24 protein-coding genes are annotated in these 24,359 nt (G+C 72.2%); 11 read left to right on the top strand and 13 right to left on the bottom strand.

Translation table 11 applies throughout. From position 1 onward, the window contains the following. Positions 1-7 precede the first annotated feature (7 nt). The gene (locus tag GA0070607_RS31075; RefSeq protein WP_089021383.1) at positions 8-700 is read left to right on the top strand and encodes a TetR/AcrR family transcriptional regulator; all 693 of its coding nucleotides are present in this window, start codon (positions 8-10) and stop codon (positions 698-700) included. A 100-nt stretch (positions 701-800) separates the two neighbouring features. Here GA0070607_RS31075 and GA0070607_RS31070 read toward each other — a convergent pair whose 3' ends face one another. After that, entirely contained in the window at positions 801-1,658 is an 858-nt protein-coding gene (locus GA0070607_RS31070; RefSeq protein ID WP_089021382.1) for an NAD(P)H-binding protein, read from the bottom strand. A gap of 97 nt (positions 1,659-1,755) precedes the next feature. Here GA0070607_RS31070 and GA0070607_RS31065 point away from each other — a divergent pair, with 97 nt between their 5' ends. Together GA0070607_RS31065 and GA0070607_RS31060 are read left to right on the top strand one after the other, a co-directional pair. Further along, positions 1,756-2,151: a winged helix-turn-helix transcriptional regulator gene (locus GA0070607_RS31065; protein WP_089021381.1), complete on the top strand. Its 396-nt coding sequence runs from the start codon at positions 1,756-1,758 to the stop codon at positions 2,149-2,151. Positions 2,152-2,215: 64 nt separating this feature from the next. After that, positions 2,216-2,713 carry a GNAT family N-acetyltransferase gene (locus GA0070607_RS31060; protein ID WP_089021380.1) on the top strand — a complete coding sequence of 166 codons (498 nt, stop codon included), beginning with the start codon at positions 2,216-2,218 and terminating at the stop codon, positions 2,711-2,713. Positions 2,714-2,742: 29 nt separating this feature from the next. On the opposite strand, the gene GA0070607_RS32895 is transcribed toward GA0070607_RS31060, so the two are convergent. Beyond that, positions 2,743-3,705 carry a helix-turn-helix transcriptional regulator gene (locus tag GA0070607_RS32895; protein ID WP_089021379.1) on the bottom strand — a complete coding sequence of 321 codons (963 nt, stop codon included), beginning with the start codon at positions 3,703-3,705 and terminating at the stop codon, positions 2,743-2,745. A gap of 351 nt (positions 3,706-4,056) precedes the next feature. Here GA0070607_RS32895 and GA0070607_RS34005 point away from each other — a divergent pair, with 351 nt between their 5' ends. From GA0070607_RS34005 to GA0070607_RS31040, 3 genes are all read left to right on the top strand, one after another. Further along, complete coding sequence (locus GA0070607_RS34005) at positions 4,057-4,716, top strand: hypothetical protein (RefSeq protein ID WP_331716438.1); 660 nt, start codon at positions 4,057-4,059, stop codon at positions 4,714-4,716. Between the two features lie 73 nt (positions 4,717-4,789). Then, positions 4,790-6,787 (top strand): Xaa-Pro dipeptidyl-peptidase, encoded by a 1,998-nt coding sequence (locus GA0070607_RS31045; protein WP_231930586.1) that lies wholly within the window; start codon positions 4,790-4,792, stop codon positions 6,785-6,787. 196 nt (positions 6,788-6,983) lie between these two features. Next, complete coding sequence (locus GA0070607_RS31040) at positions 6,984-8,492, top strand: CehA/McbA family metallohydrolase domain-containing protein (RefSeq protein WP_089021378.1); 1,509 nt, start codon at positions 6,984-6,986, stop codon at positions 8,490-8,492. Positions 8,493-8,785: 293 nt separating this feature from the next. Here the strand turns inward: GA0070607_RS31040 and GA0070607_RS31035 are convergent, their stop codons facing one another. Then, a complete protein-coding gene (locus GA0070607_RS31035) occupies positions 8,786-9,382 on the bottom strand; it encodes a GNAT family N-acetyltransferase (RefSeq protein ID WP_089021377.1) in 597 nt (198 codons plus the stop codon). Positions 9,383-9,452: 70 nt separating this feature from the next. Beyond that, on the bottom strand, positions 9,453-10,049 hold the full coding sequence (locus GA0070607_RS31030; protein ID WP_089021376.1) for a MarR family winged helix-turn-helix transcriptional regulator: 597 nt from the start codon (positions 10,047-10,049) through the stop codon (positions 9,453-9,455). A gap of 116 nt (positions 10,050-10,165) precedes the next feature. Here GA0070607_RS31030 and GA0070607_RS31025 point away from each other — a divergent pair, with 116 nt between their 5' ends. Genes GA0070607_RS31025 through GA0070607_RS31015 form a run of 3 tightly spaced genes read left to right on the top strand, consistent with a single transcriptional unit; the run spans position 10,166 to position 13,644 of the window. Further along, positions 10,166-11,734 (top strand): LLM class flavin-dependent oxidoreductase, encoded by a 1,569-nt coding sequence (locus GA0070607_RS31025; protein WP_089021375.1) that lies wholly within the window; start codon positions 10,166-10,168, stop codon positions 11,732-11,734. Positions 11,735-11,794: 60 nt separating this feature from the next. Next, positions 11,795-12,391, top strand: coding sequence for an ArsR/SmtB family transcription factor (locus GA0070607_RS31020; protein WP_089021374.1), 597 nt, complete (start codon positions 11,795-11,797; stop codon positions 12,389-12,391). Continuing rightward, positions 12,388-13,644, top strand: coding sequence for an MFS transporter (locus tag GA0070607_RS31015; protein WP_089021373.1), 1,257 nt, complete (start codon positions 12,388-12,390; stop codon positions 13,642-13,644). Before GA0070607_RS31020 ends, GA0070607_RS31015 begins: the two co-directional genes overlap by 4 nt. A 97-nt stretch (positions 13,645-13,741) precedes the next feature. On the opposite strand, the gene GA0070607_RS31010 is transcribed toward GA0070607_RS31015, so the two are convergent. The 3 genes from GA0070607_RS31010 to GA0070607_RS31000 all read right to left on the bottom strand — a co-directional run bounded on the left by GA0070607_RS31010 (position 13,742) and on the right by GA0070607_RS31000 (position 15,411). Further along, on the bottom strand, positions 13,742-14,437 hold the full coding sequence (locus GA0070607_RS31010; protein WP_089021372.1) for an alpha/beta fold hydrolase: 696 nt from the start codon (positions 14,435-14,437) through the stop codon (positions 13,742-13,744). A 61-nt stretch (positions 14,438-14,498) separates the two neighbouring features. After that, the gene (locus GA0070607_RS31005) at positions 14,499-14,879 is read right to left on the bottom strand and encodes a VOC family protein (RefSeq protein ID WP_089021371.1); all 381 of its coding nucleotides are present in this window, start codon (positions 14,877-14,879) and stop codon (positions 14,499-14,501) included. 109 nt (positions 14,880-14,988) lie between these two features. Then, positions 14,989-15,411, bottom strand: a complete 423-nt coding sequence (locus GA0070607_RS31000; RefSeq protein WP_089021370.1) for an MmcQ/YjbR family DNA-binding protein — start codon at positions 15,409-15,411, stop codon at positions 14,989-14,991. Positions 15,412-15,931: 520 nt separating this feature from the next. Here GA0070607_RS31000 and GA0070607_RS30995 point away from each other — a divergent pair. Then, entirely contained in the window at positions 15,932-17,734 is a 1,803-nt protein-coding gene (locus GA0070607_RS30995) for an acyl-CoA dehydrogenase (protein ID WP_231930583.1), read from the top strand. A 12-nt stretch (positions 17,735-17,746) separates the two neighbouring features. Here GA0070607_RS30995 and GA0070607_RS32890 read toward each other — a convergent pair whose 3' ends face one another. Both GA0070607_RS32890 and GA0070607_RS30990 read right to left on the bottom strand, forming a co-directional pair. Continuing rightward, positions 17,747-17,923, bottom strand: a complete 177-nt coding sequence (locus GA0070607_RS32890; protein WP_167627024.1) for a hypothetical protein — start codon at positions 17,921-17,923, stop codon at positions 17,747-17,749. A gap of 91 nt (positions 17,924-18,014) precedes the next feature. Beyond that, positions 18,015-18,734, bottom strand: coding sequence for a polyamine aminopropyltransferase (locus GA0070607_RS30990; RefSeq protein ID WP_089021369.1), 720 nt, complete (start codon positions 18,732-18,734; stop codon positions 18,015-18,017). Positions 18,735-18,861: 127 nt separating this feature from the next. Here GA0070607_RS30990 and eccB point away from each other — a divergent pair, with 127 nt between their 5' ends. Next, entirely contained in the window at positions 18,862-20,247 is a 1,386-nt protein-coding gene (gene eccB / locus GA0070607_RS30985) for a type VII secretion protein EccB (RefSeq protein WP_089021368.1), read from the top strand. 22 nt (positions 20,248-20,269) lie between these two features. Here the strand turns inward: eccB and GA0070607_RS30980 are convergent, their stop codons facing one another. The 4 genes from GA0070607_RS30980 to GA0070607_RS30965 all read right to left on the bottom strand — a co-directional run bounded on the left by GA0070607_RS30980 (position 20,270) and on the right by GA0070607_RS30965 (position 24,321). Beyond that, positions 20,270-20,875: a class I SAM-dependent methyltransferase gene (locus GA0070607_RS30980; protein WP_089021367.1), complete on the bottom strand. Its 606-nt coding sequence runs from the start codon at positions 20,873-20,875 to the stop codon at positions 20,270-20,272. A gap of 232 nt (positions 20,876-21,107) precedes the next feature. Continuing rightward, positions 21,108-21,974, bottom strand: coding sequence for a carbohydrate ABC transporter permease (locus GA0070607_RS30975; protein ID WP_089021366.1), 867 nt, complete (start codon positions 21,972-21,974; stop codon positions 21,108-21,110). Continuing rightward, a complete protein-coding gene (locus GA0070607_RS30970; protein ID WP_089021365.1) occupies positions 21,974-22,930 on the bottom strand; it encodes a carbohydrate ABC transporter permease in 957 nt (318 codons plus the stop codon). Before GA0070607_RS30970 ends, GA0070607_RS30975 begins: the two co-directional genes overlap by 1 nt. Then, entirely contained in the window at positions 22,927-24,321 is a 1,395-nt protein-coding gene (locus tag GA0070607_RS30965; RefSeq protein WP_089021364.1) for an ABC transporter substrate-binding protein, read from the bottom strand. The genes GA0070607_RS30970 and GA0070607_RS30965 overlap by 4 nt, the downstream gene beginning before the upstream one ends. Between the last annotated feature and the right edge of the window lie 38 nt (positions 24,322-24,359).

Here is a 24,359-nt window from a genome sequence, read left to right as displayed (position 1 = left end):
TAGATCGGTGAGCGACGCACCCACGAGATCCGACGACGGCGGCTCCGACCGGCAACCGATCTGGACCAGGCCCGCACGCGGCAGCCGCGGTCCCGCCCCGGCGCACAGCCGCGACGCCATCGTCGCTGCCGCCATCGCCTTGGCGGACGAGGACGGACTCGCCGCGGTCTCCATGCGGGCCGTCGCCACCGCGTTGGGCACCGGGGCCGGGTCGCTCTACCGGTACCTGTCATCCCGGGACGACCTGCTGGACCTGATGACCGACCGGGTGGTGGGGGAGCTGCGGCCGTACCCGCGGGCGGAGGGCGACTGGCTGGACGGGATGTTGCTGCTGGCCCGCCGGCAGTTGGCGCTGCACCGCCGGCACCCGTGGCTGATCGACGTGATTCACCGACCGTCCGGCATCGGCCCCGAGAGCCTGGCCTGGTTCGACAACTGCCTCCGGATCCTGGAACCCGTTGGGTGCGCCGTCACGGCCAAGTTCGAGGCGATCGCGATGGTGACCGGCGTGGTGAGCCTCTTCGCCCGCAGCGAGGCCACGGCGGGGTCGATCACCTTCGCCGGCGCCGACCTCGCGGCGTACCCGCACCTGGTCGCGGCGTTCAGTCAGCCCTCGCCCCCCGCGCCCCGGACAGACCTGTTCGAGCGGGCCCTGCGCAGCCTGCTGACCGGGCTGCTCCTCGCCGAGTCGGCCGGATAGTCCACCACGCCCCGCCGGCAGGTGTGGGCGGAGCCCGACGGCGGGCGGCGGGTGAGGACGCCCGTCGCCCGCCCGGGCTACCGATCGGGCCGGCCGACGGTCAGGCCCGCGTGGCCCGGATCGCGTCGCGCAGCGGGGTGCTCGGCCGGCCGATCAACCGGGTGAGGTCGTCGCTGTCGGTCACCAGCTCGCCGAGGGCGATCGAGTGGTCGAGCGCGGCGACGAACCCGGCCGTGCCGGCGTCGAGCCCGACGTTCTTCAGGGCCGAGGCCAGCTCGGCGGCCGACAGGTCCTGATGGACGACCGTGGTCCCGGTGACCTCGGTCACGGCGGCGGCCAGCTCGTCGAAGGTGAAGGCGGTACCGCCCAGCTCGTAGACGGCGTTGCCGTCCTCCTCGCGGGTCAACGCCGCGGCGGCGGCGGCCGCGTAGTCGGCGCGGGTCGCGGCGGAGACCTTGTTGCCACCGGTGGCGCCGAGGATGGTGCCCGTCTGCAGGTACTGCGGCAGCTGGTCGGTGTAGTTCTCGGTGTACCAGCTGTTCCGCAGCACGGTGTGGTGCAGGCCCGAGGCGGCGAGGACCTCCTCGGTGGCCTTGTGCTCCGGCGCCAGCGGGTTCGTTGTGGTGTCGGCGCGCAGGATGCTCGTGTAGATCAGGCGCTGGACACCGGCGAGCTTGGCCGCGTCGATGACCGCGCTGTGCTGGCGCACGCGCTGGCCCGGCGTGTCACCGGAGATGAGCAGCAGGTGGCGTACGCCCGCCACGGCGCCGGGCAGCATCGACGGGTCGTCGTAGGTGGCCCGACGGATCTCGACGCCACGCGCGGCGAGGTCAGCGGCCTTCTCCGGGGTGCGGACGATGGCGGCGATCTCGGCGGCGGGCACGCCGGTGTCGAGCAACTGCTGGATCACCAGGCGGCCCAGGCGGCCGGTGGCGCCGGTGACGGCATAGGTGGGCATGACGACCTCCGATGGGATGATGCGAAACTGTAAGCACTTACGAATCTACAGCACATGCTAAGCAGTAACTGTGGGGTAGGCTGGCGAGGTGAGCGACATGCCGGCCCGGGACCCGGCGGGGCCTACCCAGGAACTCGTCAGCGATGTCTTCGCGCGGGGCTGCACCTCCCGCGCCGCCTTCGAGGACGTCACCTCGAAGTGGGCCTCGCTGGCCCTGCTGGCGCTCGGCGAGGGTCGCTACCGGTTCAACGCGCTGCGCCGCCGTATCGACGGGGTCAGTGAGCGGATGCTCTCCCAGACCCTGCAGACCCTGGAGCGCGACGGCATGCTCACCCGCGAGGTCCTCACGGCGATCCCACCGCGTGTCGAATACTCGCTCACGCCGCTCGGCGCCCGGGTCGCCGAGCAGCTGCGCGGCCTCGCCGACCTGCTGGAGGCCTCGGTGCCCGACCTGCAGGCCGCACGCGACACCCACGAGCGCGACCGGGGCTAGCGATCACGTCGCACACGTGCCGCATTGATCATCCCGCGGAGACCGGGCGGTAGCCTCAGCCCCCATGAGCTGGCTGCCTGACGAATTCGTACACCCCGTTCACGTACCCGTGCCCGGCACCGCGCTGCATCTGCGGCCGATCCGGGAGGCGGACACCCCGCTCGACTACCCGGCCGTGATGGGCTCGCGAGAGCGCCTGTGGGAGATCTTCGGCCCGGCCTGGGCCTGGCCCCCGGAGACGATGACCTACGAAGAGGACCGCATCGACCTGCTGCGACATGAGAAGGAGATAGCCGCGCACAAGTCGTTCAACTACGCGCTGCTGGACGAGGAGGAGACGGCGATCCTCGGCTGCGTCTACATCGACCCGCCCGAGCGCACCGGCTCCGACGGCGAGATCTCCTGGTGGGTGGTCGACGACCTCGTCGGCGGCGAGGAGGAGCGCGCGCTCGACGCGCTGGTGCCGCGGTGGATCGCCGCCGACTGGCCCTTTCGTCAGCCCCGCTATCTGGGCCGCGACATCACCTGGCAGGAGTGGCTCACGCTGCCGCGCGCCTCGTGAGCCGTCCGTGACGGTGCCCGACCTGGCCGTCAGGCGTTGAGCGTCTCGCGCGGCGGTACTCCGTAACTGGCGTGGTACCGGGCGGTGAATCTGCTGTGGCTGGCGAATCCCCACCGACTGGCGATCTCCGACACGGTGTCCCGGCGGGGGTCGGCCCGGAGCAGGTCGCGGTGGGCCCGATCGAGCCGGACCTGACGTAGGTACGCCATCGGAGTGGTGTCGAGATGACGGCGGAAGGCGAGTTGCACGGCCCGTAGCGAGACCGCGGCGGCGTCGGCGATGTCGGCCGCCGTGATGTCCCGGTCGGCGTGCTCGTCCATGAAGGCGATCGCCCGGCGCAACGTGGCGGTGCTGGCGTCGCGCCGGTCCTGAGCGGTCGGATCGGTGACCGCGGTGTTGGGGAAGACGGTGAGCGCCGACGCGGCGAGCATTCGCGCGGCGTTGCCGATCACCAGCGGCTGCGCGCTGGCGATCGGGTTGTTCAGGACGACGTCGCTGACGTAGCTGGTGGTGTTGCGCCACTGTCGGGCGAGGTTCGCGGAGACCGGGCCGATGTCGGTGAACCGGATCTGACCGGGTCGTCGGCCCGGCGCGGCGGTGGCGACCTGCGAGAGCACCGCGAGGTCCAGCACACAGACCTCCACCTCGCCGGGGTGCCAACGCACGCTGTACGGCAGGTCGGGCCTGGTGGCGAGAAAGACGTCGCCCGCAGCGAAGCGGTGGGCCGCGCCGTCGCAGGTGCGGTCGACCCGGGCGGTGTCAGCGCGGCAGATCACCAGTCCGTCGATGGCGCCCACCTCGATGTCGAGGTAAGCCGTCTGCCCGGTGGTCGCGACGGCGAACGGCCCGGCGTCGACACGTTTGTGGACGAGCCGGTATCCGTCGTCCCCGCCGCGCATGCGCAGGTCGGTGTCGTACGTCCTGGCCAGGAAGTGGCGGATGGCCGACGGATCCCGGCTGTCGAACCCTCGGGTCTGCACTGGTGACGTCATCCGCTGTCTCCGTCCGGGATGGTGCCGCCGGTTGGTGGACCAGGGCCGGCGGCGAGGTCGGGACGTGTCCGTGCGTGGAGGCGGTGTCCCGGCACGAGGCTGCCGGCGGTGCGGTTGCTGATTCCTACTATGGCAATCGCTATTGATGGGAATTCCACCCTACGATAATCCGCCAGTGTTTCGCTCGCTGTTGGTCCACCGTGTCCGGTGGTCGACTTCGTTTTCCGGCTATCGCACGCGGGGATCGTGCGTCCGGTGGCCTAGCCATGCAGGTTGCACCGGCGGAATTCTTTTCATGATTCCCGGGGGGCCGTGGGGATGCCGGGCGACTGGCCACGTAGGGGGAGACCATTGGACAGTACCGAATCTGACCGCGTCGTCCGGTTCGCCGTCGCCGAGACGCTCGCCCGGGTGGCGGGCGAGGACAGCCTGGCACTGGGCGAGACGGACGCGTTGCAGAGCCTCGGTAGTGCGCTGCGCGAGGTGCTGCGCCGGGCGCTCGACGACCGGGTGCCGCTCACGACGCCCGAGTTCGTCGACCTGTGCCGCGACCTGCACCTGAACCGCGACTCACTGGACCTGCTGGGGCACCACCTGCTGACGGCGCTGCTGACCCACCAGGTGGGGCCGGACGCGCTGGTCCGCGTCGGCGCGCTCCTCGGCACCGTCCGGCGCTACCTGCCCGCCGGCCGGCAGCCCACGCACCGCAACGGCGGCCCGGTGCCCCGGCGACGTGACACACGCCCGGACAACAACGTCGTGGGCCGGTACCGGCCCAAGCTGCCGGAGCACCTGCCCAGCCCACCGACCTGGACCTGCACCGGATGCGGTCGCGACTGGCCCTGTGCCACCAAGCAGAGTCAGCTCCTCGCCGAGTTCGGTGGGGCACGCGCCGCCCTCGCCGTGTACCTCGGCTCCTGCCTCGTCGCCGCCGCACAGGACCTGCCCACGCTGCCGTTGCCCGGGGCCCGGCTCCGGTTCCTGGGCTGGTTGCCCCGCGCCCGGATCTGAAACACGCCCTAGGCAAGACGGGTATCGATGCGATGGAATGTCATCCACGCGCCGCACCCTGTGGAGGACACCGATGTCGCCCGCACTGTCGCCCGTCCGCACCCGTGCCCGGGTCGCCGCCGTCCTGACCGGCCTGCTGCTCGCGGCGCTGCCCACCGCCCCGCTGGCCGCCGCGCCGACGCCGACCGCCACCGATGCAGCCGAGGCGGTAGCTCGACACCGCCCGACCCCGCCACACGTCGTCGGCGACCGCACGGTCCCCGCGTACTCCTATGCCGACGCGATCCGGGAGAGCGTCTGGGTGGAGACCCGGGCGGACAGCGATGGTGACGGCGTACGGGACCGGGTGGCGGTGGACCTGGTCCGACCCCGCGAGGCCGCCGTCGCGGGAGTCCGGGTGCCGGTCATCATGGACGCCTCGCCCTACTATCTCTGCTGCGGTCGGGGCAACGAGAGTGAGCGCAAGACGTACGACGCGGCCGGCGTGATCGCCAAGGCGCCGTTGTTCTACGACAACTACTTCGTTCCGCGTGGTTACGCCTTCGTCGCGGTGGACCTCGCCGGCACCGCCCGCTCGACCGGCTGCGAGGACGTCGGCGGCCCGGCCGAGGTGGGCAGCGCGAAGGCGGTGGTGGACTGGCTCAACGGGCGGGCCCGCGCCTTCGCCGCCGACGGCCAACCGGTCAGCGCGGCCTGGAGCAGCGGGCGGGTCGGCATGATCGGCAAGTCGTGGGACGGCTCGGTCGCCAACGGGGTCGCCGCCACCGGCGTGCCGGGACTGGCGACCATCGTGCCGATCTCCGCGATCTCCAGTTGGTACGACTACATGCGCTACCAGGGGGTGCTGCGGTCCGCCGACTATCCCGGATACCTGCACTCGTACGTCAACGGCCGGACCGACGGGGCCTGCGCGGAGGTGCTGGCCCGGCTGCGCGCCGACAGCGCCGAGGAGACCGGTGACCACAACGGCTTCTGGGCGCAACGCGACTACCGACCCGCCGCGGGCCGGGTCCGGGCCAGCGTGTTCGTGGCGCACGGCGTCAACGATCTGAACGTCACGACCAACCAGTTCGCCCGCTGGTGGCAGGAGTTGGCCGAGCAGGGCGTGCCCCGCAAGCTCTGGCTCTACCAGGCCGGCCACGAGGACCCGTTCGACGTCCGGCGCGCCGAGTGGGTCGACTCCCTGCACCGCTGGTTCGACTACTGGTTGCAGGGGTTGCGCAACGGGGTCATGGACGAGCCGCGGGTCGACCTGGAGACCGCGCCCGGAACGTGGACGACGCAGCGGGACTGGCCGGCGCCCGGCACCCGGTCGGCCCGGGTCGCCCTCGGCGCCGGGGACGGCGTGGCCGGCACGCTCGGCGGGCGCGGCGCCCGGCCGGGCCGCGAGCAGGCGTACGTCGACGAATCGCTCACCGAGGCCGAACTGGTCGCCGAGCCGAACACCGCGACCTCCGGGCGGTTGGTCTTCCTCTCCGGAGCGCTCGCGGCGCCGGTACGAATCTCCGGCAGCCCTTCGGTGCGACTGCGGGTCCGGGTGGACCGGCCGACCACCGAGCTGACCGCCCGGCTGGTCGACTACGGCACCGCCGAGCGGATCCGTTACGACAGCTCGGAGGGCGTGCGGACGCTGAGCACCGAGTCCTGCTGGGGAGCCTCCACGGCCGCCGACGACGCCTGCTACCGGGACACCGAGGAGATCACTGCGGTCTCCGACCACGCGGTGCTGACCCGGGGCTGGCTCGACGCCGCCCACCACCGCTCACTGCGGTTCCGCACCCCGCTGCGGCCGGACCGCTGGTACACGGTGACCGTGCCGCTGAACGCCTACGACGCGGTGCTGCCCGCCGGCCACGTGCTCGGGCTGGTGCTCGGCCAGAGCGACCCGGAGTTCACCGAGACCGACGACCGGGACGCCACCGTCCGGGTCGACCTGGGCCGCAGCGAGCTGATCCTCCCGCTCACCGGTCGGGCCGGGCTGCCCACGGTCGACGTCGCGCCACGGGTGGTCACCGCGCCGGCCGACCCGTCGGCCGCCCGGACCACGCGGGACACCCGGCAGGTGCCCTGACCGGGCGGCCCCGCTCCGGCACCCGGCGCTGTCACCGGGTGACCGACCGCAGCGTCCCGCCGCTGACGGCCGAGCCTTCAGTGGGTCCGGGCGGGGTGTTCATCGTGGACCCGCACCCCGTACAACCGCCGTTCACGACCCTCTCCGAGGCTGCTTCATCGAAAGAGCATTCGCTTGATCGAGGAGAGGCTCGCACGTGAGGGACAAGCAACCCGAAGAGGTCGAGCGCGCGCAGCTGACGCGGCGCAAGCTGGTCAAGTACGCGGGCGTCGGCGCGACACTGGCCGCGGCCAGCCCGCTGGTGGGCGGCGGCGCGGCCTGGGCCGACGAGGAGCGCCGGCCCGGCGACGACAGGAACGACCGGGGTGACTCGAAGACCCGGGCGTGGCGCGCCGGTGACCACCACGTCCACTCGGAGTACAGCGGCGAATTCGACACCACGAAGTCGCCGGTGGTCTTCCACAAGGGCGCGGACGCGGTCTACCCGATCGTCACCAACGCCATAATGGCCAAGAACTTCGGCCTGACCTGGGCGATGTGCACCGACCACGGTGGACCGACCCACTCGAAGGTGAACATCGAGCAGGCGTACCCCGACCTGCTGCGCTCGCGCAAGCTGGTCCCCGAGGTGCTCCAGTTCTGGGGCATGGAGTTCGACGCGCCCTCGCTGGATCACCACACGCTGATGATCCCGCGCCACGACGACGAGGCGAAGCAGCTGTTCGAGCTGGAGAGCCGCTTCGCCAAGTACGACGCGTTCCCCACCGACCCGGGCCGGGACACCGAGGCCAAGATGGTGGAGTTCCTCAAGGTCGCCCGGGGCATGCCGCACAAGCCGCTGGTGATCGCCCACCACGCGTCCCGCTCGGCGCCGGGGCTCGGCGTCTACGGCCAGGACACCCCGCGCGAGTTCCGCAACGGCAACAACGCCGCACCGGACATCTACATCGGCTTCGAGGGCGCGCCCGGACACCAGGCGGGTCCGCTCAACGGTGGCGCGCGGGGCGGGTACGGCAACCACCCCACCTACGGCGGCTTCGACCAGATGACCGCGCGGGTCGGCGGGCTGTGGGACTCGCTGCTCGGCGAGGGTCGGCGCTGGTGGATCACCGCGACCTCGGACTCGCACGTGCACTGGACTCGCGGTGGCTCGGACTTCTGGCCGGGCGAGTACAGCAAGACCTACGTGCACGCCCGCCAGGACTACGGCGACATCATGGACGGCCTGCGCAACGGCCGGATCTGGGTCACCACCGGCGATCTGATCCGCAGCCTCGACGTCACCGCCAAGTCCCAGGGCAAGACCGCCGAGGTGGGCGAGACGATCACGGTGAGCCGTCGCAACCGCACCGACGTCGAGATCGAGATCAAGTTCCGTCCTCTGAACGGCGAGAACGCCAACGGTGACCGGCCCGAGGTCCGTCGGGTCGACCTGATCGTCGGCCAGATCACCGGTCCGAGCGCGAACCTCGACGCCGACACCAACCCCACCACCAAGGTGGTGGCCCGTTTCGGCCCCCGTGACTGGCGCCGGCAGGGTGCGGATTACGTCATCCGGCACACCCTGCGCGACGTCGAGGCCGACACCTACGCGCGGGTCCGGGGCACCAGCACCGACGAGGCCGAGCCGCTCGCCGACGGGCTGGAGAGCCCGTGGGACGACCTGTGGTTCTACTCGAACCCGGTGTTCGTGCACGTGCGCTGACCAGCGCGACAGCGGATCGAGGGTCCGCCGGTACGGCTCGACGCACGACGGTCGGGCGGTGCTGGCGGACCCGCGCCGCACGTCATCGACCAGCTCAGCGACGAACCGGGCCAGATGCCCCTCGGGCAGCCAGTCGTCCAGCGACGGCGGCGGCAGCAGCACCTGGTGCGGGTCGAACGCCCGGAACCGCTTGTCCACCGGCGAGGACGGGCTCTGCGCCCGAGGTACTACCGCAACCGGATCGAACAGGCCAGGCTCATCGACGGACACAGCTCACTTCGCCCGCCTGAAAATCACTGCGCGGGGCGAACGTGGCCCCGATGCGTGACCCACTCATCGCCCAGCAGGGCCATGGTGTGCGCATCGATCCACTCCCCGTCCCAGCACAGCGCATCCCGTTTGGTTCCCTCGTGGACGAAGCCAATCTTCTCGTAGACGCGCCGGGCCCGCGGATTGAACGCGTAGACCTCCAACTCGATCCGGTGCACACCGACGGTTTCGAAGGCGTGACCCAAGATCATCCTGCTCGCCTCGGTGCCCAACCCTCGGCCGAAGAACCGGCGCCCGAACAGGGCAATCCGAAACGAGCAGGAACTGTTGTGGACGTCAAGCTCTGTCAAGACCACCTCACCGACGGTTTCGCCGGTGGCTCGTTCGACGATCGCCAGATCCAACCGGTCGTCGTGTTCGGCCCGGGAGGAATACCAGCGTTCCAACGCCTCAAGACTGAACCTGCTGTGGGTGCCGGTCAGCCGATCCACGTCCGGATCGAGCGCCGCCGCAGCCAACGCCGACGCGTCGGCCACGCAGACCGGACGCAGAACCACGAGGTCACCGGTGAGCGTGGGCTTCTCACCGAAAGAAATCTTGGAAGACACGGCAGCGATCATGCCCGGTACCCGCCGCCCATCGTCAACACGTTTACTGACCCAGGCTCCTAGCGGGCGACTCGCCCGGAATTCAGGCGGTGCCGCGGCGACGGGCTCGGGTGGCGGGCGCCCGCCGGCCCGGCTCCGGCGCTGCCCCCGACCGGTTCGGGCCAGGGCTGGCCGGGTCAGACCGCACCTGCGCGACCACCTCGCAGAGGTCGCGCAGCGGGTCGACCGCCTGGGCCGAGCAGGCGACCCGCTGGAGCAGGGCCCGCAGCGTCGCGGACTCGGCCGGCGCGAGCGCCCCCAGCAGGTGCGACTCGACCTGCCGCAGCGCCCGCCGCCGCTGCTCCCACGCCGCGCGGCCGGTGTCGGTGACGTCCACCAGCCGGCTGCGCCGGTCGGCCGGGTCCGCCCGGCGGGCCACGAACCCGGGGCGTTCCAGGTCGTCGATCAGGTAGGTGAGCACGGTGCGGTCGATGCCGAGCTCCTCGGCGATCGCACCCTGGTTCCGGGCCGGTCCGTTGATCGCGGCGGTGAGCACCTGGTAGCCGCGCGGCCCGCCGGGGAAGTCGGTGAGCGCGTGCTCGGCCGCCCGGACGTAGCCACGGAAGACGATCCCGAGCATCCAGCCCAGGTCCTCGTCGAGCGGATCGGGCCGGTCCCGCGTGTCAGTGGCACCCGTCATGCGTCGACAGTAGCGCAGCGTCGCAGACCTTGTTGGCAGCAGATGTTCTGTATGACATAAGGTTGAGGTCATGACGCGTCGTACCGAGGCGTCGCACGACACGGGAGGCTCCGCAGATGGGCGACTACGGCCACGACCTGGTCTTCGGATCGTTCACCACTCCGGCCAGCGATGATCCGGACCACACCGTCGGCCTCGCCGTCCTGGCCGAGCAGGTAGGGCTGGACCTGGTCACCTTCCAGGACCACCCGTACCAGCCGAGGTTCCTCGACACCTGGACGCTGCTGAGCTACGTCGCCGCGCGGACCAGCCGGGTGCACCTGTCGGCGAACGTCACCAACCTGCCGCTACGCCCGCCGGCCGTGCTCGCCCGCAGCGTCGCCAGCCTGGACCTGCTCAGTGGCGGTCGGGTCGAGCTCGGGCTCGGCGCGGGGGCGTTCTGGGAGGCCATCGAGGCGATGGGCGGCCGACGGCTGACCCCGGGACAGGGAGTGCGGGCCCTCGAGGAGGCCATCGACGTCATCCGCCAGCTCTGGGACGCCGACGCGCGGGGAGGAGTGCGGGTCGACGGCGAGTTCCACCGGGTCGTCGGCGCCAAGCGGGGCCCGGCCCCCGCCCACGCGGTGCCGATCTGGCTGGGCGCGTACAAGCCGCGCATGCTCCAGCTCACCGGCCGTCGGGCCGACGGATGGCTGCCCTCGCTGGGCTACCTCCAGCCCGGTGACCTGGCCAAGGGCAACGAGATCATCGACGTCGCCGCGCGGCAGGCCGGCCGCTCGCCCGGGGACGTCCGCCGTCTGCTCAACATCTCCGGCCAGTTCGCGTCCGCCGGGCACGGCCCGCTGCACGGCCCCGCCGAGCAGTGGGTGCGGGAACTGGCCGATCTCGCGCTGGGCGACGGCATCAGCGCCTTCATCCTCGGCAGCGACGACCCCGACGACCTGCGCCGGTTCGCCGGTGAGGTGGCGCCCGCCGTCCGCGAGCTGGTCGCCGCCGAGCGCGACCGGGGCACCGCGCCGACGCGTACTCCGGTCACCGAGCCGGCGGCCGTCGTCGAGCCCCCGGCGCGGCCGCGCGTGACCGGCGGCGCGTTCGCCGTGGTGCCGACCCCAGACGACGGCCGGCGGCTCAGCGACCAGCGGGTCTGGGACGAGTCGGCCCGGCCGAGCGGGCCGGCGCCCGACCCGACCCGCACCTACACCGCACACGAGCAGGCCACCGGCCAGCACCTGGTGCAGGTGCACGACGGCCTGCGCGGCGAGCTGGCGCAGATCCACGACCTGATCGAGCAGGTCGCGGCCGGTGAGATCGACGCTGGCGCGGCCCGGTCGCAGATCAACACGATGACCATGCGGCAGAACAGGTGGACGCTCGGCGCCTACTGCGAGTCCTACTGCCGGATCGTCACCACCCACCACACCATCGAGGACCAGGCGCTCTTTCCGCGGCTGCGGCAGGCGGACCCCCGGCTCCGCCCGGTCATCGACCGGCTGGAGCAGGAACACCACGTCATCCACGACGTCCTGGAGGGCGTCGACCGGGCCCTGGTCGCGTACGTCGGGGCGCCTGACGGGTTGGCCGAGCTGCGCGCCGCGGTGGACCTGCTCACCGACGCCCTGCTGTCCCATCTCAGCTACGAGGAGCGCGAGTTGGTCGAGCCCCTGGCCCGGCTCGGGGTGAGCTGACCGCGGCGATCCGGTGGGGACGGGGTTGCCCGGAGGAACCTGAGAGACTACTTTCGAAACATGTCTCTCACGAACCCCTACGGGGACTTTGAGATCACCGAGCCGCAGGCGCTACGGGCGCTGGCCCACCCGGTCCGGCTGGCCATCCTCGACCGCCTCCAGCGGCACGGCCCCGCCACCGCCACCGGGCTCTCGCCGCACGTGGGCGCCACACCCTCGGTGGTCAGCTGGCACCTGCGGCATCTCGCGACGTTCGGCCTGGTCACCGACTGGGACGGCGCCACCAGCAAGCGGGAACGCTGGTGGCAGGCGGCCGCCCGCGGCTTCCGCTTCACGCTGCCCGACGACGCGGAGGGTCAGGCGGCCGCCCGTCAACTGCGCGGCGAGATGTTCGCCCGTACCGCCGACGCACCGCAGCAGTGGCTGCTGCACGACGAACCCCGGTTGGACGCCGAGTGGCGCGGGCTGGCCGGGGTGGCCGACACCCGGTTCGTGGCCACCGCCGACGAGCTGCGGGAGCTGGAGGACGCGATCGAGCAACTGCTCGCCCCGTACGTGCGACGCAAGGACGAGCAGACGCCACCGGCCGGCGCGCACCTCGTCCGGATGCTGCGTTACCTGCTGCCCGAGCCCGGCGACGACCCGGCCACGTCGTGACCACCGTCGACATCGCGCCAGCGCCGGCCCTGCACCGGGACCGGCGGTTCCGCACCTTCTGGATCGGCGAGACGGTCTCCCAGTTCGGCGACCGGATCAGCGAGCTGGCACTGCCGCTGATCGCCGTCTCCCTGCTCGCCGCGACGCCCGCGCAGGTCAGTGTCCTCACCGCGTTGATCTGGCTGCCCAACCTGCTGGGCCTGTTCGTCGGCGCGTGGGTCGACCAGCGCACCCGCAAGCGCCGGCTCCTGATCATCGCCGACCTGGTCCGCGCGGCGGTGCTGCTCAGCCTGCCGGTGGCCTACCTCTTCGACGCGGTCACCCTCACCCAGCTCTATCTGGTGGCGCTGCTGACCGGCGCCGGGGCGGTGCTGTTCGCCATGGCCCGCCAGACGTTCTTCGTCGCCCTGGTGCCGCCGTCGGCCTACGTCGACGCGACAAGCAAACTGAGCATGAGCCGCGCCGTGTCCTTCATGGCCGGCCCGGCCGTCGGCGGGGGACTTGTCCAGGCGCTGAGCGCGCCGGTCGCCGTCATCGTCGACGCGGTGTCGTTCCTCGGGTCCGCGCTGCTGATCAGCCGCATTCCGGTGACCGAGGCGCCCCCGCCGCCACGGCGGTCCTCCACCCTCGGCCTCGTCCGTGAAGGTCTCGTGCTGGTGCTACGCCACCCGGTGCTGCGCGCCGCGCTCGGCTGCACCAGCACCGTCAACTTCTTCACCTTCATCGCCACCGCGTTACTGGTGCTGTACGCGAGCCGCGAGCTCGATCTGTCCGCCGGCGCCATCGGCGTCGCGTTCGGCGCCGGCGCGATCGGTGGGCTCGCGGGCGCGGCGCTGGCGCCCCGGGTCTCGCGCGCCATCGGGTTGGGCCGTACCGCGATGATCGGCGCGGTGCTCTTTCCCGCGCCGCTGGCGCTGACCGCGCTGCTGAGCGGACCGACCTGGGCGAAGGTGGCCATGCTGGCGGCCATCGAGCTGGTCTCCAGCGTCGGGGTGATGCTCATGGACGTCAACCTGAACGCCCTCATCACCGCGGTCACGCCCGACGACGCGCGGGGCCGGCGGGCCGGCGCGTACGGCGCTGTCAACTACGGGATCCGGCCGCTCGGCGCGCTGGTCGGCGGCGCACTGGGCACGACCATCGGCCTGCGGCCGACGCTCATCGTCGCGGGCCTGGGCGGCGCGCTCGCCGTGCTGTGGTTGGTCGCGTCGCCGGTGCCCCGCATCGCCAGCCTCGACGACACGGCGACCTGACCGCCCCGGCAGACGATCGGCGGTGCGGCGGGCGCCGCACCGCCGCCCGGGAGCGCCGACGTGGAGAGCCACCACCGCCTGGGCGGCCCGGGGCAGATCAGCCCGCCGCGGCCAGCAGCACCTGGGCCAGCTCGGCGGGCTGGGAGATCATCGGCCAGTGGCCGGTGTCCATAGTGACCAGTCGCCAGTGCTCGCTGGTCAGCAGCCCGGCCACTGTGTCGTTGGGCTCAGGCCCGTCGAGCAGGCACTTGACGTACGTGGTCGGCAACTCGCCGAGCGGGCGGGTCAGCACGGCCGGCTCGGTCAGCGTGGCGCCCGGGTGCGGGGTGAACCCCTTGGTCAGCCGTGCGACCTGCTCGTCGGTGAGCCCCTGGCCGTCGAGATCGTCCCCGCTCAGCGGTGGCCAGTAGCCGTCGTTGTCGGCGAGCAACGACTCCAGCGCCGCCGGGCCCTGCCACCAGCCGGACGCGAACGACCCGCCGTCGACCGGCACCTCCGAGTCGAGGAAGACCACCCTGGCCAGCCGGTCGCCGATCCGCCCGGCGGCCTGACCCACCGGGATGCCCGAGTAACTGTGCCCGACCAGCACCACGTCGCGCAGGTCTCGCCGCTCGATCTCACCGACGATGTCCTGCACGTGGGTCTGCTGCCCGGCCGGCACACCCTGCTTCTCGGCGAGGCCGGAGAGGGTCAGCGGGTGGATGCCGTGACCGGCCGCGCGCAGCGGCGGCAGCACCTCGTCCCACGCCCACGACCCGAGCCACGCCCCCGCCACCAGTACGAATTCCGCCATGGACCGCACCCTAGCGGGGCCCTCCGACACCGTCGCCGAACCCGGCCGGAGCGGGCGCGTGTCACGGCCAGGTCCGGGCCTGGGCGGTGAAGACCTCCGGCGGGCTCGCCACCGGCACGACGCAGACCAGATGCCCGCCGGGCGCGCGCAGGGTCCGACACTCCAGCCATCGCGACACCTCGGTGGCACCGAGGGCGACCAGGCGCGCTGTCTCGGCCGCCACATCGTCGCTCTCGATGTCGAGGTGGAAGCGGGGCGCGTCATCGACTGCCTGGACCGCGGTGACCAGCCCGGGCACCGCCTCGTGCAGATCAGTGAAATGCGGCTCGGCGGGAACGGGCCGGGCGCTGACACCCAGTGCCGCCGACCAGAACGCCGCTGCCCGGTCGACTTCCGGCTCGGGGGCGTCGATCAGCAGGGCGTAGACGCGGCTTCGATGCATGCGAGGCAGGATATCGACGGATCCACGCGCCGCGCCGCCCGAGACCGCCGGCCCGTGGGTAGCCGCCGACCGCCGGCCGCACCGCCGATCGGGCCACCCGGCGGGAGGCTCAGCCGGACGGCGCGGCCGGTCGGTCCACCAGGGCGACGAGTCGCTTCGGGGCGAGCAGGCAGTAGCTCTCGGTCAGCAGCTCGGCGACCTCGTCCCAGTCGGTGTCGTCGTCCACGACCATGCCCAGCACGGTCGGGCCCCACTCCGGCTTGTAGAAGGGATGCCCGCTGGCCACCAGCCCGGCGATCTCGTCGGGCGGTGCGCGGAAGATCAGCAGGCAGGTCGGGTGGTCGACGTCCGTGGCCCGAGCACGGGCGGCCTGGTGGTCGGAATCGACGGTGAGCACGTGGGCGAAGGTCCGCTTACGGATCCGCCAGCGGGTGCCCACCCACGCCGGCTCCTCGTACGTCTCCGGCAGCCCGAGGCAGATCGGCCGCAGCCGGTCGAGGACCTCGGGTGGGACGTCTCCGGGTTCGGTCACGGTCCGCGACCCTAACCGGACGGTACGACGATTCGCCCGGCACGGCCGGTCGGGGCGGCGGACCTCGGTGTTCCCACGATCTGCCATCCCCTGCGGCACGGGTGATCCGGGTGGTTTCGGCGTGCGAGCCCGGGGGACATGTGCCTGCACGTACTTCGGGCACTCGACCGCGAGTTGCCCCCGCCGGGCGCGGGGAACCCCGTCGTGGCGGCGCGGTGACCCGCACCCTGCTGGTCACCCGCCTGCTCACCGCCGGCCGGCGGCGCCCCGAGGCGAATCGCCGTGCACGCCGGCGACAGCCGCGTCAGCTGGGCAAGGCTGCTCGACCTCGCCGGCCGAGCTGCCGGACGCGGACCCGGGCACCGTCGTGCTCAGCGACAAGGACCGGATCCAGGAGCTGGCCGGGCGCCGTTGACGCCGCCGGCGGTGGTGCGCGCCCGGCCTATCCGTCAGGATGGGCCGGGGCGTCGCCGGGCTGGCGCCCCGCGCCGAGTCACCGCCGCGCCCGATGAGGAGTGCCGTGCCGTCCACCCTGCTCTCCCGCCGCGACCTCGACTTCCTGCTGCACGACTGGCTGCGGGTGTCCGAGCTGGTCGAGCGCCCCCGCTACGCCGAGCACTCGCGGGAGACCTTCGACGACGCCCTGGACCTCGCCGAGCGGGTGGCGACCGAGCAGTTCGCACCGCACAACCGGGCCGCCGACCTCGCCGAACCGACATTCGACGGGCAGCGGGTACGGCTGATCCCGCAGGTCCGCGCGGCGCTGGACAGCTTCGCCGAGACCGGCCTGCTCAGCGCCGGGCTGGACGCCTCCGTCGGCGGCCTGCAACTGCCGCACGCCGTCGCGGCGGCCTGCTTCGCCTGGTTCCAGGCCGCCAACGTCGCCACCTCGGCCTACCCGTTCCTCACCCTGGGCAACGCCAACCTCCTGTTGACGCACGGCAGCGCGGAGCAGGTCGACACCTACGTACGACCCATGCTCCAGGGACGGTTCTTCGGCACCATGTGCCTGTCCGAGCCGCACGCCGGCAGCTCGCTGGCCGACATCACCACCCGCGCCGAACCGCAGCCGGACGGCACGTACCGGCTCTTCGGCACCAAGATGTGGATCTCCGGCGGTGATCACGAGCTGGCCGAGAACATCGTCCACCTGGTGCTGGCACGGATCCCCGACGGCCCGCCCGGGGTCAAGGGCATCTCGCTGTTCATCGTGCCCAAGGTGCTCGTCGGGCCGGACGGCTCGCTCGGCGACCGCAACGACGTGGTGCTGGTCGGGCTGAACCACAAGATGGGCTACCGGGGCACCACCAACACACTGCTCAGCTTCGGCGACGGCGCGCACGAACCAGGTGGCCGTTCCGGCGCGGTCGGTCACCTGGTCGGGCCGCCGCACCAGGGGCTGGCCCAGATGTTCCACATGATGAACGAGGCCCGGATCGGGGTGGGCGCCAGCGCCACCGCGCTCGGCTACACCGGCTACCTCAAGAGCCTGGCGTACGCCCGCGAACGGCCGCAGGGCCGGCCGGTCGGCGCCAAGGACCCGGGCACGCCGCAGGTGCCGATCATCGACCACCCCGACGTACGACGGATGCTGCTGGCCCAGAAGAGCTACGTGGAGGGGGCGCTGGCCCTGGTGCTCTACTGCGCGCGGCTGCTCGACGAGGAGAAGACCGCCCCGGACGAGGCTGACCGCAAGCGGGCGCACCTGCTGTTGGACGTCCTCACCCCGATCACCAAGAGCTGGCCGTCACAGTGGTGCCTGACCGCGAACGACCTGGCGATCCAGGTGCTGGGCGGCGCCGGCTACACCCGCGACCACGACGTGGAGCAGCACTACCGGGACAACCGGCTCAACCCGATCCACGAGGGCACCCACGGCATCCAGGCGCTGGACCTGCTGGGGCGCAAGATGACTATGCACAACGGCGCCGGTCTGACCCTGCTGACCTCGACGATCCGCGAGACCGTCGCCCGGGCCGGGAAGGCCGGAGGCGAGGCCGCCGAGCTGGCCGACCGGCTGGGCGGCGCGGTGGACCGGGTCGTCGCGGTCACCCGCCGACTCTGGGCCGACGGTGACCCGGTGCTCGCGCTGGCCAACGCCAGCGTCTACCTGGAGGCGGTCGGGCACGTCGTGGTCGCGTGGATGTGGCTGGAACAGGTGCTGGCCCTGCCGCCGGAGGGGGCCGGCGACGCGTTCCACGCCGGCAAGCGCCAGGCCGCGCGCTACTTCTTCACTGTCGAGCTGCCCCGCACCGGGCCGCAGTTCGACCTGCTGGACAGCCGGGACCGGACCACGCTGGACATGCGCAAGGACTGGTTCTGACCACGCGGGCCCTCACCGTCGCCTGGTCTGGTGCTGCATCGCCTGCCGTCCCTTGACCACACCCAGGATGATCACGATCACCAGCGCGATCAACCCGATGATGATCAGCCAGCGGACCGCCTCGAGGATCAGCCCGAGCAGGATCAGCACGCCGGCGACCACGCCGACAACCCAGAGCAGTGCGCGCATGTCCACCTCCGGTAACCGGTCGCGCCCACGGCGGCGACCTCCCGGCCACCTTCCCGGTCCGGCCGAGATCATGCCCGAGCGTCGCGGCCGCTCAGAGCGCCGTGCGGGCGACGTAGACGGTGTTGGCGGACTGGCCGCCGGTCAGCGGGTTGGCGAACGGCACGACGTGCGCCCGCGCGGTCGCGAACACCTCGGTGAGCGCCGTCGTGAACTCGGCGTCCGGCGGGTCGTCCGACCAGAGCGCGAAGACGCCCTCCGGGCGTAGCTGGGCGGCCAGGCGCCGCAGCCCGGCCGGTGCGTAGAAAGCGGCGTGGCTCGGGTGCAGGACGTTGCGCGGAGAATGGTCGACGTCGAGCAGTACGGCATCGAACCGTCGCCCCGGCGCCTCCGCGTCGAACCCGGTGTCGCCGGCCACGGCCGCGAAGAAGTCGGCCTGGACGAACCGGGTCCGCGGGTCCTCCGCGAGCCCCGCCGCGAACGGCAGCAGACCGCGCCGGTGCCAGTCGATCACGTCCTCGATCGCCTCCACCACCAGCAGCGACCGCACCCGCGGGTCGTCCAGCGCGGCGCGGGCGGTGTAACCCAGCCCGAGGCCGCCGACCACCACGTCGAGCGTGTCACCGGCCAACTCGGCCAGGCCCAGCCGGGCCAGCTCGATCTCCGCGACCGGGAAGAGGCTGGACATCAGGTACTCGTCGTCGAGCTTGACCTCGTACACCTCGACCTGGAGTGCCGGGTCGCGGCGCCGGCGCAGGCTGATCGCGCCGATCGGGGTTTCCCGCCAGGCCAGCTCCTCGAAACGCGTGCCCACGGGTGCCCTCTCGCCGCCGGATTCGTCCCCGGATGGTACCGGCCCGACCGGCGCCCGCCACGCAGGGTCCACGAGACATCGACGCAGCGCATATCCTGTGCCGGCCGATACAGCCGGAAGGGATCTCATGCCGTCGCGGCAGGACCAGCTGCACTCCTACCAGTTCAGCGTCCAGCGGGCGGTCGCCGCCCTGGTGATGCGCGAGACCGATCCGGCCCAGTCGCCGTTCCGACGGCTGGCCGGCGCCGCGCTGGCCAGCGTCCTGGTCGCGGCGATCGGGCTGGGCGGCTCGGCGCTCTACGGCCTGTTCGCCGGTGGCGGCAGCGGCTGGCGCGACCCGGGCGCGGTGATCGTCGAGAAGGAGTCCGGCGCCCGCTTCGTCTACCGGGAGCAGAAGCTGCACCCGGTGCTCAACTACGCGTCGGCGCTGCTGATCGTCGGCGCCGACCGGTCCAAGACCGTGCTGGTCTCCCGGCGGTCCATCGACGGCGTGCCGCGCGGGCTGCCGCTGGGCATCGCCGACGCGCCCGATTCACTGCCCGCCCCGGGTCGGTTGTCCGCGGCGGCGTGGACGGTCTGCTCCACGATCCCGGCCGGCGCGGCCGGTGAGGCACCCCGCTCCGCGCTGCTGATCGGCACCCAGCCCGGCGGTGGCCGGACACTCGGCGAGGACGCGCTGCTGCTGCGCCACCCGGACGGCGGGCTGCACCTGGTCTGGCACCAGCGGCGCTACCTGATCCGCGACCCCAGCCGGGTGCTGGCGGCGCTGGCAACCACCCGGGCCCGGGCGGTCCCGGTGGCTCCCGCCCTGCTCAACTCGCTGCCCGCCGGCGCCGACCTGGCCCCACTCGCCCTGCCCGATCTGGGCGGACGCGCCTCCGGGGTGCCGGGCGCCACGATCGGCCAGGTGTACCTGGTGCGCAACTCCGGCGGCGGCCGGCAGTACGCGGTGGCACTCGACGCCGGGCTGGCCGGGATCACCGAGTTGCAGGCCGGGCTGCTGCTGGCCCGCACCGGGCAGGGCGAGCCGGAGCCGATGACGTTGGGTCGGTTCGCCGCGCTGCCCACGGTGCCCGACCTGGCCCCGAACGGTCCGACCGCTCCGCCGCCGGCCCCGCCCCGGCTCGCGGCCGGCGACGACGGGGCGCTCTGCACCCGGGTCGGAGACGACGGGGGTGCCGGGGAGGTGCGGTGGGGCGTACCGCTGCCGGACCTGGCCGCCGTGCCGCGGACCGCGCCGACCGGCGGTGCCGTGCTGGCCGACCACGTGGTGGTGGAGCCGGGCCGCGGCGCGGTCGTCGAGGCCGCCGCGGCGCCCGGCGCGTCCGGCGGCGCGGTCTCCGTGGTCACCGACCTGGGCCGGCGGTACGTGCTGGCCGACCGGGACGTGCTCGCGATGCTCGGCTACCGCGACGTGCGCCCGCTGCGGCTGCCGGCGGGCCTGGTCAGTCTGGTGCCGGCCGGCGCGACCCTCGACCCGGCCGCCGCGAAGGCGGTCGCCGCCCCCGCCTGACCGGTGGCCCGGCTGGTGCCGGTCAGGCGGCCGGACGGCGCAGGATGGTGACCGCGAAGGACGCGTCGTCGCGCCACGGGCGCAGATCCCAGGTGGCGAAGCGGTGCTCCAGGCGCAGCCCGGCCGCGACCGAATCGGCGTCGAACGCGGTCAGCGGGTAACCACGGTCGGTGCCGAAGCCGACCGCCAGCACGCCGTCCGGACGCAGGTGCCCGGCGAGCCGGCGCAGCACCTCCGGCTCGGTGCCGGCGGCGACGAAGGCGAGCACGTTGCCCGCCAGCACCGCGGCGTCGAACGGCTCGGCCTCACCGAGCGCCGGCAGGTCCAGCTCGGCCAGGTCGGCGACCAGCCAGCGCGGGCCCGGGTAGTCGGCGCCGGCGGCGGCCACCAGCGCGGGGTCGGCGTCCACCCCCACCACGGTGTGCCCCCGCTGAGCCAGCGCGGCGCCCACCCGGCCGGTGCCGCTGCCGGCGTCGAGGATCCGGGAGCCCGGCGTAACCAGGGCGTCCACCAGCCGGGCCTCGCCGGCCAGGTCCGCTCCCTCGGCCGCGAGCTTCCGGAACCGGTCGATGTACCACTGCGAGTGCTCGGGTCCGGTGTCGGTCGTCCAACGGGTCGGCTTGGCCATGTCGCCACCGTAACCGGGGCCGGCAGCGCCGCGACGCCCAACCCAGCCCCCGCCCTGCCGCCCCGCGCCCGCCGCCCCCGCGCCCGCCGCCCCCGCGCGCCGGCCCTCGTCGCGCCGATCTAGGGCATATCGTCGTCCGTGGAGATCAACTAGCGCTGATTTGCCCTAGATCGACGCGGGGCCGGGGCGGGGGGCGGGGTGGGGGGACGGGGACGGGGCGGGGAAGGCGGGGTTAGCCCTTTTCGGCGCCGGTGGTCAGGCCCTCGGTGAGTAGGCGCTCGCTGGAGAAGAAGAGGATCACGATGGGCAGGGTGAGGACGACCGACCCGGCCATCAGCACCGTCTTGGGCACCTCGACCCCGTCGGCGAGTAGGGACAGGCCGAGCGACACCGTCCACCGGTCGGGCTTGTCGACCAGGAACAGCAGCGCGAAGAGGAACTCGTTCCAGGCGATCATGAAGTCGTAGAGCGCGACCGCCATGATCGACGGCATGGCCAGGGGCAGGCTGACCCGGCGGATGATTCCGAGCCGACCGGCGCCGTCGATCGCGGCGGACTCCTCGAGACTGACCGGGATGGTCTCGAAGTAGTTCTTGAGCATGTAGACCGAGACCGGCAGCGTCTGCGAGATGTAGACGAGCACGAGGCCGAACAGTGAGCCGCGCAGCCCGGCCCGGGTGAAGACCACGAACAGCGGGATCGCGATGACGATCGACGGGAACAGGTAGACCGCCAGGAACAAGAAGTCGACCTGCCGCCGGCCGAAGAACCGCAGCCGGGCCACGGCGTACGCCCCGGGGATCGCCACCAGCAGCGTGAGCAGCGTCGCCGCGACGGCGACCAGGCCACTGTTGCGGATGAAGGTGAGGAATCCCTGACCGCCGTCGTCGGTGGCCTTGAGCACCTCGGCGTACGTGGCGACGGTCAGCTCACCGAAGCCGACCACCAGTGAGCCGGGGTCGAGCAGCAGCCGCTCGATGGGGCGTACCGACAGCATCAGCATGTAGTAGAAGGGAAAGACGGTGATCACCAGGAACGCGGCGATCACCAGGCGGCGCAGCCAGCGCAGGCTGACCGTCTCGACGAGGTCCCGGTCCATCAGCCGACCCTCCGTCCGAAGAAGCGCAGGTAGATCAGCACGAACACGATCAGCACCACGGCCAGTACGACCGCCTGCGCGGCGGCGGCGCCGATGTCGGTTCGCGCGGTGAGGAACTCGTACACCCGTACGCTGACCACCTCGGTGCCGGCCGCGCCGCCGGTCAGCAGGTAGACGTCGTCGAACTTGTTGAACGTCATGATGAAGCGCAGCACGCCCAGCAGGGCGATCACCGGCAGCAGTTGCGGCAGCAGGATGTGCCGGAACCGCTGGGTGGGGGTGGCGCCGTCGACCCGGGCGGCCTCCTCCAGCTCGCCGGGCACCGCCTGGAGCCGGGCCAGCAGGAACAGGAACGCGAACGGGAAGTACCGCCACGCCTCGAACACGATCACCGTGGCCAGCGCGGTCGACTCCTGGGACAGGAACGGCACCGGGGCGTCCCAGCCGAGCAGCCGCCGGCCCCAGTCGTTGACGATGCCGAGCTGCGGGTCGAGCATCACCTGCCAGACGAAGGTCACCGCGACCACCGGCGCCACGTACGGCAGCAGCATGGACGCCCGGACCACTGTGCGACCGCGGAACGGCCGACGGACCACCAGGGCGGCGACCAGGCCCAGCAGGATCGACCCGACGGTGCCGCCGAGGCTGTAGACCAGGGTCGTCCACAGGGTGCTGGCGAAGCCGGGGGTGTGCAGCACCCGGTCGACGTTGTCCATTGTGAACTCGCCGAACAGCCCGGTCTTGCGCAGCGTGGCGAGCCGGACCCGCTGGAAGGCGAGCACCACGGTCCAGACGATCGGGATGCCGATGACTGTGATGGTGACGAGCAGGGTCGGGGCGACCAGCGCGAGCCCGGCGCGGGACTCTCGACGACGCAGGGTCAGCGGTCGGCGGCGGGCCGGCCGCGGTCGCTCACGGGTGGGGGAGCGACCGGGGCCGGGTGCGGTGGTGGTCAATTGACGCCTGCCTTGATGGCGTCGACGTCCTTCGTGGCTCGCGCGGCGGCGGCCGCCGCGTCGGACTTGCCGGAGATGACGTCGTTCAACGCCTTGGGCACCGGCAGTTCGCCGAGCATGGCGCCGACCAGCTTGCCCTGCCCCTGGCTGAGCCCCCAGCGTTGGAAGGTGTCCGGGCTGCGGCGCAGCGTGGCCAGCACCTCGTCGCCGTACACGTCCGCGAGGGGCTTCTTCGCGTCCACGCCGGCCTGGCTGGTGTTCCACCGGGTCAGGTACGCCTCGGGCTCGGCCGGGGTGCCCTTGCGCACGGGGAAGCGGCCCTCGGGCGACATGCCGAACCAGCGCGGGTAGCCGTCGCCGAGCATGTACTCCACGAAGGACTTCGCCGAGTCGGTCGCGGCGCCGTCGAGCACCGCCCACGAGCTGATCTCGCCGTACTGGGCCGGTTCGGTGCCGTTCGGGCCCTTGATGGCGGTGACGAATCCGCTGTTCTTCGCCAGGAACGTCGGGTCGGCCTGGCACTGCGGGCAGGTCGGTTTGGCGTCGTTGCGCAGCCCGGCCAGCTCGTCGAGGATGAACGGCGACCAGACGACCATGGCCGCCTTCCCGGCGAAGTAGGTGGCCCGGGTGGTGTCGACGTCCTGTGCGCCCTTTATCGAGCTGGTCCGGATCAGGTCGCCGTAGAAGCGGAACGCTTCGACGCACTGCGGCGAGTCCAGGGTGACCTTGCCGCTGTCGTCGGTGAGCTGGCAGCCGTTGGCCAGCGCCAGGTGCTCGAAGGTCTGCTGGGTGAACACGTCGCTGGGGGCGGTCGCCGCGGTGATCCCGGCGACGCCGCCGGTGTTGAGCCTCGCCGCGGCGGCGGTGATCCGCTCGTACGTGTCGGGGGCGGGCAGGCCGGCGGCGTCGAAGAGGTCCTTGCGGTAGACGAGCAGCTGGCCCCAGCCGTCGCTGGGCACGGAGAGTTGCCTGCCGTCGTCGGAGGTGAGCTCCAGTGCGCGGGGGGAGAAGGTCTGCTTGCCGAGCGCGTCGACGATCTCGGTGTTAGCCGAGGCGTGCAGCAGTTCGTTGCCGGCGAGCGTGCGGATGCCGGCCAGGGAGACGGAGCCGACCACGTCGGGGAGGTCGCCGGCGGCCGCGTTGGCGGCGATCAGGGAGGGGAACTGGTCCTCGTTGACGGTGACCAGTTCAACCTGGATCCCGGTCTTCGCGGTGAAGTCGGCGATGATCGCCTTGGTGGCGGTGACCCGATCGGCCACGTCCTCCAGGCTCCACACGGTGATCTTTTTGCTGTCGCTGTCCGGTTCGTCGTCGCCGCAGGCCAGCAAGGTGGACGCGGTAAGTGCCATGATCAGGGTGGTGGCGAGTATCCGCCTCGGAGGTGTTGACATCGGTGGCACTCCTCTCGAAGGGTACATGAAGGATTCAA

Source organism: Micromonospora coriariae (genome assembly GCF_900091455.1).
In the GTDB taxonomy this organism is placed as follows: Bacteria; Actinomycetota; Actinomycetes; order Mycobacteriales; family Micromonosporaceae; genus Micromonospora; species Micromonospora coriariae.
The sequence above is the reverse complement of the archived record's forward strand: the minus strand, read 5'-3'. Positions and strand labels throughout refer to the sequence as shown.

Bases quoted from the DNA above. Each gene is read 5' to 3' on its own strand.
- GA0070607_RS30965 (WP_089021364.1), bottom strand. From the start codon at position 24,321: ATGTCAACACCTCCGAGGCGGATACTCGCCACCACCCTGATCATGGCA.
- GA0070607_RS31035 (WP_089021377.1), bottom strand. From the start codon at position 9,382: ATGATCGCTGCCGTGTCTTCCAAGATTTCTTTCGGTGAGAAGCCCACG.
- GA0070607_RS31010 (WP_089021372.1), bottom strand. From the start codon at position 14,437: ATGGCGGAATTCGTACTGGTGGCGGGGGCGTGGCTCGGGTCGTGGGCG.
- GA0070607_RS31045 (WP_231930586.1), top strand. From the start codon at position 4,790: ATGTCGCCCGCACTGTCGCCCGTCCGCACCCGTGCCCGGGTCGCCGCC.
- GA0070607_RS30975 (WP_089021366.1), bottom strand. From the start codon at position 21,974: ATGGACCGGGACCTCGTCGAGACGGTCAGCCTGCGCTGGCTGCGCCGC.
- GA0070607_RS31065 (WP_089021381.1), top strand. From the start codon at position 1,756: ATGCCGGCCCGGGACCCGGCGGGGCCTACCCAGGAACTCGTCAGCGAT.
- GA0070607_RS30980 (WP_089021367.1), bottom strand. From the start codon at position 20,875: ATGGCCAAGCCGACCCGTTGGACGACCGACACCGGACCCGAGCACTCG.
- GA0070607_RS31060 (WP_089021380.1), top strand. From the start codon at position 2,216: ATGAGCTGGCTGCCTGACGAATTCGTACACCCCGTTCACGTACCCGTG.
- GA0070607_RS31030 (WP_089021376.1), bottom strand. From the start codon at position 10,049: ATGACGGGTGCCACTGACACGCGGGACCGGCCCGATCCGCTCGACGAG.
- GA0070607_RS31070 (WP_089021382.1), bottom strand. From the start codon at position 1,658: ATGCCCACCTATGCCGTCACCGGCGCCACCGGCCGCCTGGGCCGCCTG.
- eccB (WP_089021368.1), top strand. From the start codon at position 18,862: ATGCCGTCGCGGCAGGACCAGCTGCACTCCTACCAGTTCAGCGTCCAG.
- GA0070607_RS32895 (WP_089021379.1), bottom strand. From the start codon at position 3,705: ATGACGTCACCAGTGCAGACCCGAGGGTTCGACAGCCGGGATCCGTCG.
- GA0070607_RS31020 (WP_089021374.1), top strand. From the start codon at position 11,795: ATGTCTCTCACGAACCCCTACGGGGACTTTGAGATCACCGAGCCGCAG.
- GA0070607_RS32890 (WP_167627024.1), bottom strand. From the start codon at position 17,923: ATGCGCGCACTGCTCTGGGTTGTCGGCGTGGTCGCCGGCGTGCTGATC.
- GA0070607_RS31005 (WP_089021371.1), bottom strand. From the start codon at position 14,879: ATGCATCGAAGCCGCGTCTACGCCCTGCTGATCGACGCCCCCGAGCCG.
- GA0070607_RS31025 (WP_089021375.1), top strand. From the start codon at position 10,166: ATGGGCGACTACGGCCACGACCTGGTCTTCGGATCGTTCACCACTCCG.